Source organism: Brevibacillus borstelensis, assembly GCF_003710865.1.
In the GTDB taxonomy this organism is placed as follows: Bacteria; Bacillota; Bacilli; order Brevibacillales; family Brevibacillaceae; genus Brevibacillus; species Brevibacillus borstelensis.
Map to the genome: position 1 here is coordinate 1 of NZ_RHHO01000010.1, position 19270 is coordinate 19270.

Sequence of the window (19270 nt, forward strand, 5' to 3'; positions counted from 1 at the left end):
TTCAGTTCTCTACTCTACAATACCGAACGTATAAACTTTCTAAATTGTTAACGTTCGTATTTTCATTGACAGCAACAAAATCGTTTAGTACACTTAGATTGTTTCAGGCCCAGTAAGGCAATGATGAAATCAGGAGGTGTTTTTCGATGTCGACTGTAGTTGTCGTCGGAACCCAATGGGGCGATGAAGGTAAAGGGAAAATTACCGATTATCTGGCGGAAAGCGCCGAAGTGGTGGCCAGATATCAGGGTGGCAACAATGCTGGACACACGATTATTTTTGGTGGCAACAAATACAAGCTGCACTTGATTCCATCCGGAATTTTTTATACAGATAAAACTTGCGTCATCGGCAACGGCATGGTTATCGATCCGAAAGCGCTGGTAGCGGAGCTGGATTACATTCACAGCTTTGGTTTCAAGACGCACAACTTGAAAATCAGCGATCGCGCGCACGTGATCCTGCCTTACCACATCAAGCTGGATGCTGTGGAAGAAGACAGCCGCGGCGCAAACAAGATCGGTACGACCCGCAAAGGGATCGGACCGGCTTATATGGACAAAGCTGCCCGTATCGGTATTCGCATTGCCGATCTGATGGACAAAGAAGAGTTCGCCCGCAAGCTTGAGCGCAACCTCGCTGAGAAAAATCTTCTGCTGGAGAAAATGTACAATACCAGCGGCTTTGAACTGAACGAAGTGCTGGAAGAATACCTGGGCTATGCCGAGATCATTCGCCCTTATGTCACCGATACGTCTGTCGTCTTGAACGATGCCATCGATCAGGGCAGCCGCGTGCTGTTTGAAGGCGCCCAAGGCGTTCTGCTGGACATCGATCAAGGTACGTATCCGTTCGTGACTTCTTCCAACCCGATTGCCGGTGGGGTCACTATCGGTTCCGGTGTAGGACCGACCAAGATCAACCAGGTTATCGGTGTGGCAAAATCGTACACCACTCGCGTAGGGGATGGTCCGTTCCTGACCGAATTGACTGATGCGACAGGCGATCATATCCGCGAAGTAGGATTTGAGTACGGTACGACGACAGGCCGTCCGCGCCGTGTCGGCTGGTTTGACAGCGTAGTTGTCCGCCATGCACGCCGTGTGAGCGGCATTACGGGACTGGCGATCACCAAGCTGGACACGCTGAGCGGCATTGACACGCTGCGCATTTGCACAGCCTACAAATACAACGGCGAAGTGATCGAGTCCTTCCCGGCGAATCTGAACCAGCTCGCCAAGTGCGAGCCGGTATACGAGGAGCTCCCAGGCTGGAAGGAAGACATCACTGGCGTTCGCAGCCTGCACGAGCTGCCTGAAAACGCACGTCACTACATCGAGCGCATCACGCAACTGACCGGCATTCCGCTCTCCATCTTCTCGGTTGGACCGGATCGCGAACAAACCGTGGTTGTTCGCGGTATCTACGGATAAACAATTGGCTCTATGCGAAAAAGCTGTCGAACCTGGTTCGGCAGCTTTTTTATTGAAAGTAGGAAGGATGCACCTCTCCCGGCGCACGTTGCGGCGCTGCATGGCAGTGGTCGAAAACGATCAGGAAGCAAAAATGGACGACAGGGCTTCTTCTTTTTTTGCAAGGACAGACACGAAAAGCAGACTTCTGGGCATATGGTAAGGCATATCAAGGAAAAATGAGGTGGTCACGATGATGGGATTTGATCAGAAGGCGATGAAGCTTCTGGGCAAGAATGTTCAGGTTAAGATGTTTAACGGCGTCGTCATCAAAGGAACCATGACTCATTTTAACAACGGCTATCTTTGTTTTATTACCACGTACAAACAGCGGGACGACCAAAAAACGACGATTCGCCGTTTGGCGGTCAAAGACATCACGTCGATGGTAGAGGTGTAGATGTGTAACGGCATATAGCCACCTGTCCCGAAAGAGGGGAGGTGGCTCTGTTGTTGTGTTTGGTTTCCTTTGCTGCTGCCTGCAGGAAGCAATCGTTTAGATGGTGCCTCCGAACGATTCGATGATCTGTACGGCTTCATCGCCTCGTTCTTCCGGTACGACTGCTGTCAGTAGAATGTTTCCGATGTTTTCTACTCCGCGATCAGCCATCCCGCTGGCATCCGGACCTGCGGCTGCCAGGACGCTGGCATCCCGGCCATTCGGAAAGTCACCGGCCTGGGTCAGTGTGGCCAGGCTGGGGAAATCGCTTGTAATCGGATTTGTGATCTCTTCCAGTCCGTCGCCCGGGTATTGTCCAATATGGGCGATCTGAATGGTTTCAAAGCCTGCCTGACGAAGGGATTGTGCCGCTTTCTCTGCCGCTTCAATCGTTTTAAAACCAGCCAAAATGTTGCGTTCCTTCACTGCCTGCCGCTCCTCTCGTACCCTTTTGTTAATAACCGTCAAATATGGTGTACCTATTATGAGCAAGAAACCAAAAATCCATTCGACAGCATTTTACACTTGATGTTGTCGTTATTTTTGTGGTAAAGTCGACATAGTTGGTTTCTTTAGGCAATTTGGCAGATAATTGAAACTGAATATCCGGGTTATTAGACCTAGTACATATCGCAAAAAAATTCAAAATAGTTACGTTCATGAAGGAGATGTATCTGTTTTCAGGAGGGACAAGGTATGCAATGGGCCGAATGGATGGCCAAGCTGCAAAACAAGACGAAGCACATCGTCGAGAATAGCAGCCGAGCTACACAGCGGGCGGTCGAGAGAGCAAGCACGTTTGTCCGCACTCACAAAAAGCAAACGGCAACGATCACAGCAGGACTCGTACTCACAACAGCAATCGGGGCATCCGCCTACTTCTATTACAAGAGCAACATTATTTCGATTTATCATGTAGCAGTGAATGGACAGGAGATTGGTGTCGTCAACAATCCGGAGGTTGTCCATTCGTGGACAAAGGCCAAGCTGGACGAGGAAAAGGCAAAGCACGGCTTGAACCTGACGTTGTCCGACTATATCACATTTACTGAAGAAAAACTGTATAAGGGACACTACGATAACGAGGCAGCCATCAAAGCTCTGTCGGATATTGCCGACATCAAGGTAGAGGCTGTCAAATTGGTCGTTGACGGAAAAGTGGTCGGTTATGCCGAGAATGCAGAGGCAGCCGAGAAAGCGTTGGAATCTGTGAAGGAGAAGTTCTCCGGAATACCCGCAAACAACGTGAAGAAACAGGCGGTAGCAGCCGCATCCATAGACCAGCCGAAAGCTCCTCCTGCGGTGCAAGTGTCGATCAAGGAAGACGTGAAGCTGGAAAGCGATTCGGTAACCGCTGCTCAGGTTCTTCCGGTGGACAAGCTGGAGGAACTCTTGGCCAAGGGTACGTTCAAGCAAGTAACCCATACCGTAGTCGAGGGCGACTGCGTAGGCTGCATCGCCAAAAAGTACGGCATTACGTCGAAAGATATTTATGCCAATAACCCTGGCATAACGGAAAATACATTGCTGCAATTGGGACAAAAGATTAATGTAACGGCGCTTCGCCCGTTGGTGACTGTACAGGTGAAGGAAGAGGTCAGTCAAAAAGAAACCATTCCGTTTGCCACGCAGGTAAGGAATAACGACAAGCTGCCAAAAGGCGAAACTAAGGTTGTCCAGGAAGGAAAAGAGGGCAGCAAAACCGTCCGTTATCTCGTTGTGAAAGAAAATGGACAAGTTGTCGACAAAAGCATCCTGGATCAGCAAGTCATTGACCAGCCGCTGGTCAAAATCGTCGAGCGCGGAACCAAAGTCATTCCGTCTCGCGGGACAGGCCGTCTTTCGTGGCCGGCCAGAGGCTCTATCAGCAGCGGTTTTGGCATGCGCTGGGGCCGTTTGCACAAAGGAATCGACATTGCCGGTTCCGGATCTGTTCGTGCTGCCGACAACGGCCGCGTCGTACAAGCTGGATGGGATGGCGATTACGGAAATTCCATTTTGATCGACCATGGAAACGGCATGAAGACCCGTTATGGGCATCTTCGCTCCATCAGCGTCAAAGTAGGAGATGTCGTCTCCCAAGGAAAAGCAATTGGGGTCATGGGTTCTACCGGAGACTCTACCGGTGTCCACCTGCATTTTGAGGTTATACAAAATGGACGACTGCAAAACCCGGTTCGTTTCCTAAAATAAGCAGGAAAGTATAGGAAAATCAAAATAATGATTTTCTTTGATTCTTACAATAAAGGGTTCTCTCAAATGAGGGGGCCCTTTTCCTATTGGATCGAGGGAAGCGTCCAAGGCGGCTGTCTGATACAATAAGAGCATGTGACAGCTGGAAGGAAACATTACCAAGCATCAGATGTGGAGGAAAACACGGACGTTTCGTGGAATCCATTACGTACAGAAGGGGGAGAGCGCTATGGCAAAACTCCTGGTTGTGGACGATGAAAAACCAATTGCCGATATCTTGAAGTTTACCTTTGAAAAGGAAGGGTACCAGGTAGTCTGCGCCTATGACGGAGAGGAAGCTCTTCTTCTCGTGCAGAATGAAAAACCGGACCTTATTTTATTGGATGTGATGCTTCCGGGCCGGGATGGCATGGATGTCTGCCGCTCCGTTCGGAAAAGCTGCGATGTGCCGATCATCATGCTGACGGCCAAGGATTCCGAGGTGGACAAGGTGCTCGGCCTGGAGCTGGGTGCGGATGATTACGTGACCAAGCCATTCAGCGCACGGGAGCTGGTGGCCAGAGTCAAAGCGCAGCTCCGCCGCCAGCAGCCCAAGAGCGAAGAGCAGGACAATCATCTGCTGCGGATTCATGAACTGGAGATCGATCTGAATTCCTATACCGTCGAGAAGATCGGGGAACAGCTTGAGCTGACCCATCGGGAATTTGAGCTGCTTGTCTATCTGGCTCGCCACCAGGGACAGGTCATGACGAGGGAGCATCTGCTCCAATCCGTCTGGGGATTTGATTACTTCGGGGATGTGCGGACAGTCGATGTGACGATCCGCCGGTTGCGTGAAAAAATCGAAGACGATCCGAGCCAGCCGAAGTATATCATCACGAGGCGCGGACTTGGCTATACCATGCGTAATCCGGGAGCGGGAGGAACTCCCGGATGAGTCCGTTTCGCCTTTTTCGTCTGTTTCGCCTGTTCAAGACGGTCCAGTGGAAAATGGTCGTCATTTACATGCTCCTGATCCTGATGGCGATGCAGTTTATCGGGGCGTACTTTGCCCGGGAAGTGGAAAGCTACTACATCAATAACTTCTCGGAGACGTTGAATGCGCAGGCGAGCCTTTTGGCGACGCTTTCCCAAGGATACCTGCGGCCAAACGAAGGCAAGGAGCAAAGCCAGGATGAGGTCAGGCAGGGAATCGACAATCTGATCACCCATCTGGTGAAGCTGAACGGGGCCAATGTCCGCGTCATCGACTCGAACGGGACGGTTATCAGCACGACGGAAGACAAGCGTACGATCGGGCAGCGAAACACTCAGCCAGAGGTAACGATTGCGCTTTTGGGGACACGCAGCGAGTCGACCCGGATCGATCCGCGGACAGGCGATCGGGTCAAGGTGCTCGTGCTGCCGGTGAAAGGAGACAACATTGTCTACGGGGCAGTATACATGGCTGCTTCCATGGAGGCGACCTATACGACGATCCGCAAGATGAACGGGATTCTCGCTTCCGGGACGATGATCGCACTGCTTTTCACCGCAGCCTTGGGTGTCGTGCTGGCCCGGACGATTACGACGCCGGTGAAGGAAATGACTCGTCAGGCCCGGGCGGTTGCCGATGGAGATTTTAATAGAAATGTACGTGTGTATAGTGATGATGAAATTGGACAGCTCGGAATGGCCTTCAACCATATGACTTTCAGGCTGCAAGAGGCGATCATGCAGCAGGAGGAAGAGCGGGAGAAGCTGGCCGGTATCCTGCGCAACATGTCTGATGGGGTAGTCGCCTCCAACCGCAACGGTCAGATCATTTTGATGAACCGGTCGGCGGAAGAGATGCTGCAGGTCACCATGGACGACTGCATGGCCAAAGGATTGACGCTGTACGATCTCTTGAAGCTGCCGCCGGAGGAAGAAATGCCGCTGTATTCGCAGGTGGAGCCGTTGATTATTGAAATGCTGCTGCCGAACCGCGAAGTCCTGATCCTTCGTGTGACATTTACACCGCTTCAGCATGACAGCGGGAAGCGGGGCGGCATTATTACGGTGCTGCAGGACGTGACGGAGCAGCAGCGGCTGGACCAGCAGCGCAAGGAGTTCGTCGCCAACGTATCGCATGAGCTGCGGACGCCGTTGACGACGATCAAAAGCTATGTGGAAGCGCTGTTGGACGGCGCAGTAGAGGAACCGGAGCTGTCCAACCGCTTTTTAAAGGTGACCATGTCAGAGACAGAGCGGATGATCCGTCTCGTAAACGACCTGCTTCAGCTGTCCCGTTTTGACTCGCAGGGCATTCACCTCCACTACAAAGAGGTAGACGCCGATCAGCTGCTTCGTTATGCGGCAGACCGCTTTTCCATGTTCGGGGAACAGCAGGGCGTCCAGCTAAAGCTGGAGGTGCCGGAAAATCTGCCTCCTATATACGTGGACAAGGATGCGATCAACCAGGTGCTGGACAATCTGCTGTCCAATGCAGTCAAGTATACGCCCGAGGGAGGCACGGTCGTCCTCATGGCACAGGTCAACCGGCACCAAAAGCGTCTCCACATCTCCATTTCCGATACCGGGATCGGGATTCCCAGCCGGGATTTAAAGCGCATCTTTGAACGCTTTTACCGGGTGGACAAGGCTCGTTCGCGCGGGCAAGGCGGAACCGGTCTCGGCCTCGCCATCGCCCGGGAATTGGTACAGGCTCACGGCGCGGAAATCGAGATCTCCAGCGAATTGAATGTGGGCACGACGGTCACCTTTTGGGTGCCATTTGCAAAAGGAGGGACGGCGGGATGATACGGTGGAAGGAGCCGGCCAAAACCTTGCTGCTCACCTTGCTGGTTCTGTCCAGCTTTCTGTTGACCGCGCTTTTGTGGACAAACCAGCCCCAATTTCAACTGATCGAGCCTGCTCAGTACAAGGAATCAAAGCCGGTACAGGAAAGGCAACTGGAGGACTTGATCGCACCGGAATCGGTCATCTTTCACTACGGGGAGGACCGGCATACAAAGGCCACGGCGACAGACGGCCAGTATCGCATCGTCAAAGAAGAGATGAAGAAATGGATCTTCCTCGATTTCGCGCCATTTTCCTTGCCGATTGAGAAGTGGGAGAAAATCTCCCGGGAGAAGCAAGGAATTGAAATACGCTTTCGCAACAGCGTCCCTCTTTCTGTCGTTGGACGGCTTGTGACATTTCGCGATGAGGTCAGCGACAAAGGAAAGGGAATCGACCGCCTGGTGCTTTATTACGAGGAAGAGGAAGACGTGGTCTATGCCTTGTTTATCCTCTCCGGCGAGGAAATGGTGCTTCGCAGCCGTACCTCGATCAGTCCAAAGGATTTGCGGCAGTCTTATCTGCCGACGGGCAACCTGATGCCGGAACAAATCATGAAGGTCGTCAAGCCGAATCCTGTCCCCCCGATCATAGAGCAGGGGAGGGCGGCAGGGACGATTTACTATTTGCCGAAAAACCCGGTGAAAATGCAGGCCTTTCGCTTTACATTCCGGACGATCGACAACGATCAGCTACTGGATGCGTATTTTCTCGATCGGACACTGGTCCGCCAAATCGTGGAGCGGGACAAGACGATCATCTACACCGATGGCAGCCGCTCCATCCAGTTGCGTTCGGATCAGCAGGCCATTACGTTTACGGACCCGGCCATCCTGTCAGTCGCACCGGAGCTGACGGATGAGGAGAAGGTAAAGGCAGCCATTTCATTTATTAACAAACATTTGGGATGGACGGATGATTTTCATTTCGAGACAATCAGAAAAAGCTATAACGACAAAGATGTTGTTACCTTCCGCCAGTACGTCGGAGCGTATCCGCTCTACAGCAAGGAAGGCTATCCGATCGACACCATCCGGGTGACGATGGAGGCGGGCCAGGTAGTGACGATGGACCGTTCGCTGATCGATCTGGACCGCTACATCCAGAACAAAGGGTGGACGGCAATGTCGGGACCGGAATTGTTTCAATATATCCGCGAAAAGGGATTGGCGAATACAGAGCAGATCAGAAACGCATATCTGTCGTATCAGACGGTTACACACGAGGATTATGTGGAGCTGATCCCGATCTGGGTAGTGGAAGTGAACAATTATCCCAACCTGTACATTCCTGCCCAATTGAATCGGGGAGGAGGGCCGGAGCATGGATTGGAGTAAAACGAAAACGATCTTGATCTGGGCCTTTCTCCTGCTGGACGTGTTTCTCGGCTATCAAGTGTACGCGACGAGGGGCGGCTACTGGCAAAATCCCGAGGCGTCCCAGAGCGAAAAGTGGGAAATGGATGACTATCTCAGACAGCACAACGTCACACTTGACGCAGAGGTGCCATCGGACACGCCGGACATGACCTATCTCAATGCAGAGTATGTGGGGATCGGAGCGTTGGAGCTGCAGGGGATGGCAGGCATTGACGCTACCTTGGAAAAAATGGCCCTGGCGGCCAGACTGAAGCCGCCGATCGCCATAAATGGCCAGATCACCCCCAACGAGCTTTTGCGCCAAATCGGACCGCGCATGATGTATTCCGATCAGTACACGGCTGACCTGTACCAATCGAATCAGGGAAGGCTTTTGTATTGGCAGGTGTACGATAAGGTGCCGATATTCATCGCGCCGCTCGAAGTCTACTTGGCCGATGGCTCGATTCTCGGGTATCGGCAAACCTATCTGAATATACGCAGCCAGGGTACGAGCCGCCCGATCATTTCTGCATATAAAGCGATCCGTTCGCTTGTAGAAAAACAGGTGATCCATCCGGGCGAGCGTATCGAAAATGTAACGCTGGGCTACTACGGTTCCTATGACGCGGAAATTCAGGGGCTGGCTCCGGTATGGCGGATCATTCACGATGGGAAGCAGCATTTTGTCAACGGATTTACAGGAGCCCAGGAACGCCCTTTGGTCACGAATTATTTCCCGGGGAAATAGGGATGGCGAAAGTAGCGGACAAGCAGGTGTTGGAAGACAGACCGAAAAGCCATCGTTAAAAGGGCAGCAGTTTCACAGCTATAGACAGCATGTTAGATATAGACAACATTTTGCAAGGGAAGCAGGTACACGGCCGCGGTGTGGGGAGATGGAAGGGACAAAACTGCTCCACTGCGGCTCCCTTGTGTGCGTGCAAGCGAGAGAAGAGGGATTTGTAGTGAGATTTAGTGTATTGGCAAGCGGGAGTACCGGCAATGCGATCTACGTGGCAACGGATCGCATCTCGGTGTTGATCGATGTGGGGATTACCGGCAAACAGGCAGAGGCGGCTCTGCGCGAGATCGGCGTGGACCCGACAGAGCTGAGCGCCATTTTGGTAACGCACGAGCACGTCGACCATATTAAAGGAATTGGCGTCATGGCCCGCAGGTACAATCTCCGAATTTATGCCAATCAAAAAACGTGGTCTGAATTGGATGGCCAGATCGGTACGATTCGGGAGGACCAGAAGCAGCTGTTTGAGGTAGGCGAGAAAAAAGAGCTGGAGGATTTGGGAATCGAGTCTTTTGGCATTTCTCACGACGCCGTCGAGCCGATGGGCTTTTGCTTTTACCACAATAACAAGAAGCTGAGTGTGGCGACCGACCTCGGCTACGTCAGCGACCGGATCAAGGAGACGATTCGCGGTGCGGATGCCTATGTGTTTGAATCCAATCACGATGTCGAATTGCTTCGCATGTCGCAGTATCCGTGGAGCATTAAGCGGCGTATTTTGAGCGACGTCGGCCATCTGTCGAACGAAGCGGCTGGCGAAGCGATGATTGACGTTTTAGGCGGACGGGCCGAGAGGGTATACCTCGCGCATCTGAGCAAAGAGAATAACATGATCGATCTGGCGCGTCTGACCGTAAAAGGGATTTTGGAGGAGAGCGGTCTCAAGGTCGGAGATGACGTCCATCTGCGGGAAACGTACCCGGACCGCCCGACCAAGCTGGAGTTTTTATAGACGGCACCCGTATGGATTTCCTGCCGCCAGTTCCACAACCTTTCCATAATTCTCACGCCATTTTGCCGAAAACAGGTCGTATACTGAAGGTGTGAAATGGTATACGCGATAGCAAAATCTGCAAAGCTAGGTAATAGAGAAAGGAGAGCGTGAACCATGGGTTTTTACGATGACATGGCACAAGTGGAACGGAAAAAGCGTTCGAATGGAATCGGGCGCTTGGTGATGACCTCCATTACTTCCGCGGTGATTGGAGGGATGGTAGTTCTCTTGATGCTGCCGTCTCTCTCCAAATCAGGATACATTTCCATGGTAGAGCCAGGTACGGCCAACGCTATGAGCAATCCGGCCGCCAATCTGTTCGCCCAGCCTGTATCGGTCGAGGTTACTTCGGCTACGGTGGATGCGGTGGAAAAAACGGAAGATGCGGTCGTGGGGATCATCAATACGCGCCGGGTCGTGAACTGGTTTAATGAAGAACAGGTTCAGCGCGGCGAGGGTTCTGGCGTCATCTTTGAAAACAAAAACGGCAAAGCGCACATTATTACCAATAATCACGTTATTTCCGGAGGAAGCAAGATCCAGGTAGCACTGCCAAACGGCGACACTGTCGACGCCAAAGTACTGGGAGCCGATCCGTTTACCGATCTGGCCGTTCTGGAAATCGACGGCAGCAAGGTGAAAAAGGTAGCCGAGCTGGGCGACTCCGGTACGCTGAAGGTAGGAGAGCCGGCGATCGCCATCGGCAACCCGCTCGGACTGGAATTTTCCCGTACGGTAACGCAAGGGATCATCAGCTCGCTGAATCGTTCGATGCCGGTGGATATCAACGAAGACGGCCAGGATGACTGGGAGCTGGACGTGCTGCAAACGGATGCGGCGATCAACCCGGGGAATAGCGGGGGCGCTCTGGTCAATATCAAGGGACAGGTAATCGGCATCAATACGATGAAAATCTCCAAGACAGGTGTGGAAGGGCTCGGCTTTGCCATTCCGATCAACGACGTGAAAAAAATCGTCGGCGACCTGATGCAGTATGGAGAGCTGAAACGGGCTTATCTGGGCATCGAGCCGTACAATTTGACCAGTGTGCCGCGCTACCACTGGAAAGAGACGCTGAACCTGCCAAACGATGTGAAAGCGGGCGTCGTGATCAGCAAACAGCCGGGCAGATTTTCGCCAGCGGGCAAGGCTGATCTGAGGCAATACGACGTCATCGTCAAGCTGGATGGCAAAGACATCGACAACGGCGCGCAATTGCGCAAATACTTGACGCTGAACAAAAAGCCGGGAGAAAAAATGGAAGTTACCTTCTACCGCGATGGATTTATGAAAACCACGACGGTGACACTGGAAAATCAACCTTCCAGCAATTAAAGCGGGAACACCGGTTATCCATACTGGCAAGAGCAAAAGCAAATGAAAGACGGAGGCACCCTTTGCGGGACCTCCGTTTTTTGTTTCGGCTTAAATTTTGACAACAAGCTGATTGAGGTTTTCCGCCATTCTAGCCAGATCAACGACGGCATTGGAGGTTTCTTCGGTGCTTGCTGACGTTTCCTCGGTCACGGCCGCGATGTTTTGCGCGGCCTTGAGAACTTCCGAGGTCTGGGCGCTTTGCTCCTCGCAGCTCGCGGCTATTTCCGCAATCCGGGTCGACGTCTCTCTTACGTAGCTGACGATTTCATCAAAGGATTGATACGCTTGCGATACGAGGGCGCTGCCGTTGTTGACCGTATCGACTGTTTTTTGTGTGCTCGTCTGCATTTGGCCGATCAGTTCGATGATTTCTTTCGTGGCGATACTGCTTTGCTTAGCCAGTTTGCCTACTTCACTGGCTACGACGGCAAAGCCGCGGCCGTGCTCGCCGGCCCGTGCCGCCTCGATCGAAGCGTTAAGGGCCAGCAGGTTGGTTTGGTTGGCGATATCCTGGATCGAGCTGATGATGCTGTCGATCTTTTGGGAGTTCGCCAGCAGCTCGTCTACCTTGAGCGTGATGTCTTTCATGCCCTCGATAGAGTTTGCCATCATCTGTACGCCGCTGTGCGCGACATCGACCGTTTTGTTGACGAACTCATTGGTCTGCTCGATGTTTACGGCAACCTGGGTAATTGCCTGATTCATCTGCTCGATCATTTCCGAGACATTCGTTACGGTGCTGGCCTGGAATTGGCTGCCGGAAGCGATTTCTTCGACGCTCGCCGAGATTTCTTCCGAGGAGCTGGCAACGCTCTCGGAGGATTGCTGGATCTGCTGCGTGACCTTTTGAATGTCACGCATAATGATGAGGATCAGGAGAATGCCGATGACGATTGCAATCACGCTGATCGCGATCACCGTAATAAATCCGGTGTTATTGAGCGAGACAGCATTCGATGTCGCTGCATTGGCACCATTTCCGTTTAATTCGACGAGCGATGAGATAACCTTTTTCGCATCAGTCCATTGAGCTTGCGTGCGGTTAATGGCCGCTACGGTTTTTGCGGTATCCGTGTTTCTGGCTACTTGCAGTACGGCCGGAATTTGCTGGGCATAGGCTTCCCAGTGGGTTGAAAAACTGCTGTAGATTTCTTTTTCTTCATCGGAAGAAATGAGCTTTTCGTATTCCGCCCGTTTTTGCTCGATGTCCTTCAGAGCATTGTTTACCTGTACTTCAAGGGCATTGATTTTATCGAGATCGGTTTCAAGGCCGATCTGTGAGATAATCATCGGCAGGTTGGTGATGTCTTCATCCAGATCGCCGAGCACCAAAACGCTTGGCATCCAGTTTGTATTTATCTCTTCTGCCTTATTTCCGATTTTCCCCATCAGAAATAACGATATTGTGGAAGCGAGCAGCAATAAACATAATAGCACGATAAAACCGACTAAAACCTTTTTCCGTATGGTCATCGTTGTTCCCCTCTCCATCTGCGGTGTCATACATAGTAAGTACCCACTGGATAACGGGATTGAAACATGCTTGGATGAGATGTCGCCGATTTTTACTTTTACAAAGGATTAGGTAAGTGCTGCGGCATCGTGTACAATGAGATCAAACGGGATAAGGAGAAACTCTGTGACGGGACGTCAACATACAGGAGAGATCAACGCTCAGGGGCAGGGGTGGTTCAGCGAAATGGAGCTGTTTCAACAAATCTATACCGGCCTGTCGATAGTCAATTTGCTGTTGGCAGCGGTTTTAATATTCATGGAGAGGCGAAACATCGCTTCTACCTGGGCGTGGCTCATGGTCTTGCTGTTTTTGCCGGGGATTGGCTTTGTCATCTACCTGGTGTTTGGCCAAAGGCTGTCGCGCCGCAAGCTCTACAAGCTGAGGGAAGGGGAATTTTCCCGTTATCAGGTGGTGCTGGAGGAGCAAATCAGGAAGATGGAAAGCGGGACCATCCGCTTCCACGATCCAGCCATCGTCGACCACCGCGATATGATCCACATGAATCTCGTCAGTGATGCCGCGCTGTATACGCAGGATAATCACATTGACATATATACCGAGGGGCAGGCAAAATTTGAAGCGCTGTTTGCCGACATTGCCAAGGCAGAAGACCATGTCCACCTGCTCTATTACATCATCCGCAAAGACGAGCTGGGAGAGAGGCTGATCCGCGCTTTGACCGAGCGGGCGGCGGCGGGCGTAAAGGTGAGGCTGCTGTACGACGCGATCGGTTCGTCCGAGCTGACGCCGCGCTTTTTCCGCCCGCTGGTGGAAGCGGGGGGAGAAGTGGCCGCGTTTTTCTCATCGCCGATTCCATATGTAAACATGTGGGTCAACTTCCGCAATCACCGCAAGCTGGTGATCATCGACGGCGAGGTCGGCTATATCGGCGGCTTTAACATCGGAAACGAGTATTTGGGGATGGATCGGAAGCTCGGGTACTGGCGGGACACCCATCTGCGGATTACCGGCAGCGCCGTCCATCTGCTGCAGGCGCGCTTTTACCTGGACTGGAATCTGTCGGCCCAGGTACAGCGGAGGATGGAGGACGAGCCGCGCTATTTCCCGCCGAGTCAGAGGACCGGAAACGTCGGCATCCAGATCGTTTCCAGCGGCCCCAACTCCGAGAAGCAGCAGATCAAGCACGGCTATTTGAAAATGATTTACAAGGCAAAAGAGCGCATTTATTTGCAGTCGCCTTATCTAATCCCCGACGACAGCCTGCTGACGGCACTGAAAATGGCCGCCATGTCCGGCGTCGATGTCCGGGTCATGATACCCGGCCGGGCCGATCACAAGCTCGTCTACTGGGCGTCCCAGTCGTATCTGGGCGAGCTGTTGAAGAGCGGCGTGCGCTGCTTCCGCTACGAGAAAGGATTCCTGCACGCCAAAACGATGGTCGTGGACGGACAGATCGCTTCCGTGGGCACGGCCAATCTGGATATACGGAGTTTCAAGATCAACTTTGAGACGAACGCTTTTTTGTTTGACTCGGCTACGGCGGAGCGGCTGGAGCAGATTTTCCTTGAGGATTTGGCTGAGTGTCATGAGGTGACACGGGAGGAGTATGAGAGCAGGCCGCTGAAGGCGCGGTTGCAGGAGTCGCTGACGAGGCTGTTGTCGCCGATTTTGTAGGGCACAAATGGATGGGGCGTTGAAGGGGGAAAGCAAAGCGGCTGGCTGTGGTGGATCGGACTGCATGTCGGGGCAGCCGGTGTGTTGGTGAGCCGGTATGAGGGACTGTAATGTCAGATAGCAGATAAACGGAGCTGACCGCATGCCATAGAGAGCAGGCGAGCAGCAGCTGGTAGGCAGAGAAAATAAGCAGAGCCTGCGAGCAGTAGCAGGTAGACAGAGAAGATAGGCAGAGCGGGCGAACAGTAGCAGGCAGCAAAGTACACAGCAGGAATTGACAGGAAAAAGCGACCGTTTCATCGGCCGCTTTTTTTGTTTTCAGCATTCTTTTCGATTTTCAAAAAATGATGTGTCGATCCCCGAAAGGATGGCGTCTAATTCATGTGAAGGGAGTGAGGGAGGGAAGTGGAAGAATCGACGCCTTTTGATCCGGCCTACTGGGTTTCGCGAGCCAAACGGAAGCGCGAGGATTTTGCTCCGCTGTACGATTTTTATTTTGAGCGAATTTACCGCTATTTTGCATTCAAGGTGGGGAGGTCGCATGCAGAAGATTTGACACAGCTCACTTTTATGAAAGCCCTGAATGGACTGTCGAGCTACCGGGAAGAATCGCTTTTTTCCACCTGGCTGTTTCAGATTGCAAAGCGTGTGCTGCTGGACGAAAACCGGAGGCTTCGACGGCGGCCGAAGGAGACGGAGCTGGATATCATACAGACCGAGCTATTGGAGGGGCACGCCGAGCGGACAGCGATTCAGCTTGATCTGTTATCCGCTTTGCAGCAGTTGCCCGAGACTGAGCGGGAGATCATCATGCTGAGATTTTTCGCGGACTGTACGCTCGTCGAGGTTGCACAAATTCTGGAGATGGGCGAAAGCGCAGTGAAAAACCGGCTCTACCGGGCTCTGGAAAAGCTGAAAGGCAAATTACGCGGATGGGGGGATATGAATGAACGGCGACAGGAGAAAAACAGCTTCGTTTGAGCAGACGGAGCAGCTTGCCAAGCAGATGATGAAACCCCGGACGGATTTGCAAAGCGATGATCTTGAACGAGAATTTCCCGGCTTCATCGAGGTCGTACAGGGGCTTGAACGAGAGAGAGAGGCGCTTTCCCCCGATCCAGGCACGCGAGAGAGAATCAGACAAACATTGTTTGAAACGGCAGGGACCACAAAAGCTCCCGTTCGCCAGCGAAGGGTCGCGAGAAAATGGATGTTTGCAGCAACCGCTGCATGCTTTTTCTTTGTCATCTTGATTGCTGCCGGTTTCTCATCGCCGACGATGGCCGAAAAGCTGAAAAGCATTCCGCTAATCCGATCCGTGTTTTCCCTGTTCAAGGATGAAACCTTGCATATCGCCGGGGAAAAGGGGCTTGTCACACCGACCAGTCAAAGCGTGACGGTGAACGGAATTACGGTGACAGTAAACGAAGTGTTCTATGACGGCTCGCGTATCGATATCGGGTATGCCATCCAGGTGCCCGAAGCCGCAAGCGAAACAGAAGCCCTTAATATCGCCCGCAATATCAAGATATGGGAATTTACCGTGGACGATTCTGACAAGCCTGTTCCTTACAAAGGCAGTCAAGATGTGGAGCGGGTGGACAAAAACCTGTTTGCGGGGATGAAGCATATGGAAGTGACAGTGCCGTTGCCTGACAAGTTTACTTTTCATGCAAAGGTATCGGTTGGCGACGACTTGTCAGATCCGAAGACAACGGGGCAGCTGGACATTCCGGTGGTAAAACAGATGAAGCCGGAAGACAGCGCAGAGCTGTCCCCGGACATTTCCCAGACCATGCAAAGCGGCTATGTGTTTGAAGTGGAATCCGTAACGCTTACTCCGGCGTCGACGACCATTTTGCTGAAAGAGATTCCGCCGGACGATAAACCGTATGACCCTGCGTACAGGCTGCTGAACGACAAGGGAGAAGCCATCGAAGAGGCGGAAGAAACCCTCACTTGGGACGAAAAGGGAATCTGGAGAAGGTTTGTCATTCCACTCCGGGAAAGACCGGAGTCCGTGAAGCTCATCCCGAGCATGAACGGCGTCGAGGAAACGAATAAGGCCGTAGTCATTCCGCTCAAAGCGGACAGTCAAAACAAATAAATGAAAAGAGGAGAGATCATGATGGGAAACAAACGGACACCGCAAACAATCGGCGGTCTAGTTTTGGCCGGCGTGGTCACAGTCGCGGGCATAACGGCAGCGCTTCCGGGGGAGACATCAACCGTGCAAGCGGCGCCTGTGAAAACCGCAACCGGCGCACAGACAAAAGCCGCACAGGCCAGTCCAAGTGTGACGGTGAACGGAATGACAGTGACGGTGAACGAAGTCTTCTATGACGGCTCGCGTATGGATATCGGTTATGCCATCCAGATGCCCAAAACCCAGAATGAAGCAGAAGCTCTCAAAATGGCCCAAACAATCAAGCTTTGGCAATTTACCGTGGACAATTCCGACAAGCCCGTTCCTTACAAAGGCAGTCAAGAAGTGGAGCGGGTAAACGGAAACCAGTTTAAAGGGATCAGGAATATCGAAATCACGGAGCCGTTGCCAGACAAGTTTACCTTGCATGCGAAGGTGGCATTTGGCAATGATGTGACAGATCCAAAGACAACGGGCGAGCTGGACATTCCGGTGGCAAAACAGCAGAAGTCGGGAGTTGGCGCAGGGCTTTCTCCCAAAGGGTCTCCGTCCGGGCAAAGCGGTGCAGGGGGCTCGGCAACGCCTGCTCCTGACAAAGCAAAGGAACCTTTGCCCAAGCATGTTCAGCAAAACTATCAAAAATTATTGGAGGCTGAACCGCTGCTGAAAGGCCTGAAAATGACGGGGTATTCCAAAAGCCCGATGACAGACAACAGGCAAATTCGCGGAGTATGGGGAATCGTGCTCCATGAAACCGGGAATTTTGACGACAAGGGGAAAATGTTTGCCTCGATGCAGTTTGACAGTACGACAGGAGAGCTATTGGATTATGGCTCCTTTGGTTCTCCCACCTTCAGGGAAGAGCCAGAAAAAAGTGCGCAAACGGAGGCTTTTTACAGACAAAAAGCAGCCGAATTTTTTCAGAAGCTGCTCGGCGATGAGCATGTGAAGCAGTATCAGAAGACCGGAACAGTGGAAATAAGCATGAGAACCTACAATAAGACCGTGGAAAGACAAACGGGTACTGCCCAATTTGATTACAAAGGCGAACGTTTTCAGATGGTTGTGGACGTCAACGGCTACCTGCACACGTACAATCGCATACCGCTGTCCCATTTGCTGAAACAGCGGTAAAGGACAAAAAGAATAACAAAGGAAAAAACATCCCGACCCACTATTTTGCAGTGGAACGGGATGTTTTTTAGTGATGCTCTACCAGGCTGTCTACGGGCACGCTTTGTTCGCGCTCTGGCTCGTCCAGCGGATAGACTCTGGCCATCTCGGTTTCTTCATCAACGTGCTGGATATAGACCGGCACCTTATTCAAGGTGACATTCGCCATGACGGGGGAAGCCGCGATTTCCTTGGCGCGCTGCTTGTTCATTTTACAGACCTCCTCGTGATGTTGTCCCCACTAGTATTTGCTGGAGGGGTGGGAGAGCATTCCGAGACGTGTTTTTATGGGTATGAGATTCTCGGGTAGCATATGCCGGGGAACGCTCATTTTTTCCAATGGGGAAACGACATGTGAGGCAGCAGACCGGCCCCATTTGAAAACGAGGCATTCTGGGGTAGAATAAGGACGACAAACAGGAACGGAAAGGACGATTTACGAATGGACAAGAAAGAAAAAACGATTCGCATCGAGGGCAAGGACGTAGCGCTGCACCCGGAGCATCCGGTGCGCTTTGCCTGCATGGAGCATGCGGATACGCAGATAGACGAGTATGTGGATGAGTTCGAGGCTGCGCCGGATACGTACCGCGCCGCTTCTATTGAAGACGACAAGCTGGACAAGCGCTGCCGCGAGTGCGGAGCTCCGGCTGAGATTGCGTTGTTGCGCGAGAAGGGAATGTAAGGGCGTGCAGATTACGATCGTAACGGTAGGCAAGCTGAAGGAGAAATACTTGCGGGAAGGGATCGCGGAGTACACCAAGCGCCTGTCGGCGTATTGCAAGCTGCAGATCGTGGAGGTCAGCGACGAGAAAGCGCCGGAAGAGCTGAGTGCAAGCGAAATGGAGCAGGTCAAGCGCAAGGAGGGCGAGCGCATCCTGGCCCAGATCAAGCCGGATCATTACGTGATCGCGCTCGCCATCGACGGGCAGATGTGGTCGTCGGAGAAGCTGTCCAGCGAGCTGGACAAGCTGGCTTTGCACGGGCGCAGCCAGGTGGCGTTTGTCATTGGCGGGTCGCTGGGGCTGTCGGCTGAGGTGCTGAAGCGGGGGGATGTGCAGTTGTCGTTTTCGAAGATGACGTTTCCGCATCAGTTGGTGAGGCTGGTGCTGGTGGAGCAGGTTTATCGGGCGTTTCGGATTGGGCGGGGGGAGCCTTATCATAAGTAGGGTAAACAGGATTAGGTAAGAGGCTGCGCTTGATAAGAACTACATAAACAGGCTCGATAAATAAAACAGATGCAGGTACGCGCTTGCTACCTGCTCTTTTACTAAATTCAATAGATTGAACTTATAATTTCGACAAATAACTACAAATATTTTTAGGAGAAAAGTCATGTGAA

General features: G+C 52.4%; 18 protein-coding genes. 15 read left to right on the plus strand and 3 right to left on the minus strand.

Going from position 1 to position 19270, the window contains the following annotated elements:
* Positions 1-146 precede the first annotated feature (146 nt).
* Both EDM54_RS04750 and EDM54_RS04755 read left to right on the plus strand, forming a co-directional pair.
* Entirely contained in the window at positions 147-1433 is a 1287-nt protein-coding gene (locus tag EDM54_RS04750) for an adenylosuccinate synthase (protein ID WP_003388824.1), read from the plus strand.
* A gap of 235 nt (positions 1434-1668) precedes the next feature.
* Positions 1669-1872 carry a hypothetical protein gene (locus tag EDM54_RS04755; protein ID WP_003388823.1) on the plus strand — a complete coding sequence of 68 codons (204 nt, stop codon included), beginning with the start codon at positions 1669-1671 and terminating at the stop codon, positions 1870-1872.
* Between the two features lie 96 nt (positions 1873-1968).
* On the opposite strand, the gene EDM54_RS04760 is transcribed toward EDM54_RS04755, so the two are convergent.
* On the minus strand, positions 1969-2337 hold the full coding sequence (locus EDM54_RS04760) for a hypothetical protein (RefSeq protein WP_003388822.1): 369 nt from the start codon (positions 2335-2337) through the stop codon (positions 1969-1971).
* A gap of 270 nt (positions 2338-2607) precedes the next feature.
* Here EDM54_RS04760 and EDM54_RS04765 point away from each other — a divergent pair, with 270 nt between their 5' ends.
* The 7 genes from EDM54_RS04765 (at position 2608) to EDM54_RS04795 (ending at position 11416) form a co-directional block, all read left to right on the plus strand.
* Positions 2608-4104, plus strand: coding sequence for a M23 family metallopeptidase (locus EDM54_RS04765; protein ID WP_003388821.1), 1497 nt, complete (start codon positions 2608-2610; stop codon positions 4102-4104).
* 229 nt (positions 4105-4333) lie between these two features.
* Positions 4334-5041, plus strand: coding sequence for a response regulator YycF (gene yycF, locus EDM54_RS04770; RefSeq protein ID WP_003388820.1), 708 nt, complete (start codon positions 4334-4336; stop codon positions 5039-5041).
* On the plus strand, positions 5038-6885 hold the full coding sequence (gene walK, locus EDM54_RS04775; RefSeq protein ID WP_174768867.1) for a cell wall metabolism sensor histidine kinase WalK: 1848 nt from the start codon (positions 5038-5040) through the stop codon (positions 6883-6885). The genes yycF and walK overlap by 4 nt, the downstream gene beginning before the upstream one ends.
* Entirely contained in the window at positions 6882-8261 is a 1380-nt protein-coding gene (locus tag EDM54_RS04780; RefSeq protein ID WP_122957862.1) for a YycH family regulatory protein, read from the plus strand. Before walK ends, EDM54_RS04780 begins: the two co-directional genes overlap by 4 nt.
* Positions 8248-9033 carry a two-component system regulatory protein YycI gene (locus tag EDM54_RS04785; protein WP_003388815.1) on the plus strand — a complete coding sequence of 262 codons (786 nt, stop codon included), beginning with the start codon at positions 8248-8250 and terminating at the stop codon, positions 9031-9033. The genes EDM54_RS04780 and EDM54_RS04785 overlap by 14 nt, the downstream gene beginning before the upstream one ends.
* A gap of 217 nt (positions 9034-9250) precedes the next feature.
* Positions 9251-10039 (plus strand): MBL fold metallo-hydrolase, encoded by a 789-nt coding sequence (locus EDM54_RS04790; protein ID WP_122957863.1) that lies wholly within the window; start codon positions 9251-9253, stop codon positions 10037-10039.
* 156 nt (positions 10040-10195) lie between these two features.
* On the plus strand, positions 10196-11416 hold the full coding sequence (locus EDM54_RS04795; protein ID WP_003388812.1) for a S1C family serine protease: 1221 nt from the start codon (positions 10196-10198) through the stop codon (positions 11414-11416).
* A 90-nt stretch (positions 11417-11506) separates the two neighbouring features.
* Here EDM54_RS04795 and EDM54_RS04800 read toward each other — a convergent pair whose 3' ends face one another.
* Complete coding sequence (locus EDM54_RS04800) at positions 11507-12931, minus strand: HAMP domain-containing methyl-accepting chemotaxis protein (protein WP_170208404.1); 1425 nt, start codon at positions 12929-12931, stop codon at positions 11507-11509.
* A 226-nt stretch (positions 12932-13157) separates the two neighbouring features.
* Here EDM54_RS04800 and cls point away from each other — a divergent pair, with 226 nt between their 5' ends.
* From cls to EDM54_RS04820, 4 genes are all read left to right on the plus strand, one after another.
* On the plus strand, positions 13158-14609 hold the full coding sequence (gene cls / locus EDM54_RS04805; RefSeq protein WP_122957871.1) for a cardiolipin synthase: 1452 nt from the start codon (positions 13158-13160) through the stop codon (positions 14607-14609).
* A 405-nt stretch (positions 14610-15014) separates the two neighbouring features.
* Entirely contained in the window at positions 15015-15590 is a 576-nt protein-coding gene (locus EDM54_RS04810) for an RNA polymerase sigma factor (protein WP_039070602.1), read from the plus strand.
* Complete coding sequence (locus EDM54_RS04815; protein ID WP_122957865.1) at positions 15556-16716, plus strand: DUF4179 domain-containing protein; 1161 nt, start codon at positions 15556-15558, stop codon at positions 16714-16716. The genes EDM54_RS04810 and EDM54_RS04815 overlap by 35 nt, the downstream gene beginning before the upstream one ends.
* Before the next feature lie 18 nt (positions 16717-16734).
* Positions 16735-17889 (plus strand): DUF4179 domain-containing protein, encoded by a 1155-nt coding sequence (locus EDM54_RS04820; protein ID WP_170208405.1) that lies wholly within the window; start codon positions 16735-16737, stop codon positions 17887-17889.
* Positions 17890-17956: 67 nt separating this feature from the next.
* On the opposite strand, the gene EDM54_RS04825 is transcribed toward EDM54_RS04820, so the two are convergent.
* Positions 17957-18139 carry a small acid-soluble spore protein H gene (locus EDM54_RS04825; RefSeq protein ID WP_122957867.1) on the minus strand — a complete coding sequence of 61 codons (183 nt, stop codon included), beginning with the start codon at positions 18137-18139 and terminating at the stop codon, positions 17957-17959.
* A gap of 231 nt (positions 18140-18370) precedes the next feature.
* On the opposite strand from EDM54_RS04825, the gene EDM54_RS04830 reads away from it, so the two are divergent.
* Together EDM54_RS04830 and rlmH are read left to right on the plus strand one after the other, a co-directional pair.
* On the plus strand, positions 18371-18613 hold the full coding sequence (locus EDM54_RS04830; protein ID WP_003388805.1) for a CxxH/CxxC protein: 243 nt from the start codon (positions 18371-18373) through the stop codon (positions 18611-18613).
* Between the two features lie 4 nt (positions 18614-18617).
* The gene (gene rlmH, locus EDM54_RS04835) at positions 18618-19097 is read left to right on the plus strand and encodes a 23S rRNA (pseudouridine(1915)-N(3))-methyltransferase RlmH (protein WP_122957868.1); all 480 of its coding nucleotides are present in this window, start codon (positions 18618-18620) and stop codon (positions 19095-19097) included.
* Positions 19098-19270 lie beyond the last annotated feature (173 nt).

Bases quoted from the DNA above. Each gene is read 5' to 3' on its own strand.
- EDM54_RS04800 (WP_170208404.1), bottom strand. From the start codon at position 12,931: ATGACCATACGGAAAAAGGTTTTAGTCGGTTTTATCGTGCTATTATGT.
- walK (WP_174768867.1), top strand. From the start codon at position 5,038: ATGAGTCCGTTTCGCCTTTTTCGTCTGTTTCGCCTGTTCAAGACGGTC.
- EDM54_RS04830 (WP_003388805.1), top strand. From the start codon at position 18,371: ATGGACAAGAAAGAAAAAACGATTCGCATCGAGGGCAAGGACGTAGCG.
- EDM54_RS04785 (WP_003388815.1), top strand. From the start codon at position 8,248: ATGGATTGGAGTAAAACGAAAACGATCTTGATCTGGGCCTTTCTCCTG.
- EDM54_RS04815 (WP_122957865.1), top strand. From the start codon at position 15,556: ATGAACGGCGACAGGAGAAAAACAGCTTCGTTTGAGCAGACGGAGCAG.
- cls (WP_122957871.1), top strand. From the start codon at position 13,158: ATGGAGCTGTTTCAACAAATCTATACCGGCCTGTCGATAGTCAATTTG.
- yycF (WP_003388820.1), top strand. From the start codon at position 4,334: ATGGCAAAACTCCTGGTTGTGGACGATGAAAAACCAATTGCCGATATC.
- EDM54_RS04755 (WP_003388823.1), top strand. From the start codon at position 1,669: ATGGGATTTGATCAGAAGGCGATGAAGCTTCTGGGCAAGAATGTTCAG.
- EDM54_RS04820 (WP_170208405.1), top strand. From the start codon at position 16,735: ATGATGGGAAACAAACGGACACCGCAAACAATCGGCGGTCTAGTTTTG.
- EDM54_RS04780 (WP_122957862.1), top strand. From the start codon at position 6,882: ATGATACGGTGGAAGGAGCCGGCCAAAACCTTGCTGCTCACCTTGCTG.
- EDM54_RS04795 (WP_003388812.1), top strand. From the start codon at position 10,196: ATGGGTTTTTACGATGACATGGCACAAGTGGAACGGAAAAAGCGTTCG.
- EDM54_RS04825 (WP_122957867.1), bottom strand. From the start codon at position 18,139: ATGAACAAGCAGCGCGCCAAGGAAATCGCGGCTTCCCCCGTCATGGCG.
- EDM54_RS04765 (WP_003388821.1), top strand. From the start codon at position 2,608: ATGCAATGGGCCGAATGGATGGCCAAGCTGCAAAACAAGACGAAGCAC.
- EDM54_RS04750 (WP_003388824.1), top strand. From the start codon at position 147: ATGTCGACTGTAGTTGTCGTCGGAACCCAATGGGGCGATGAAGGTAAA.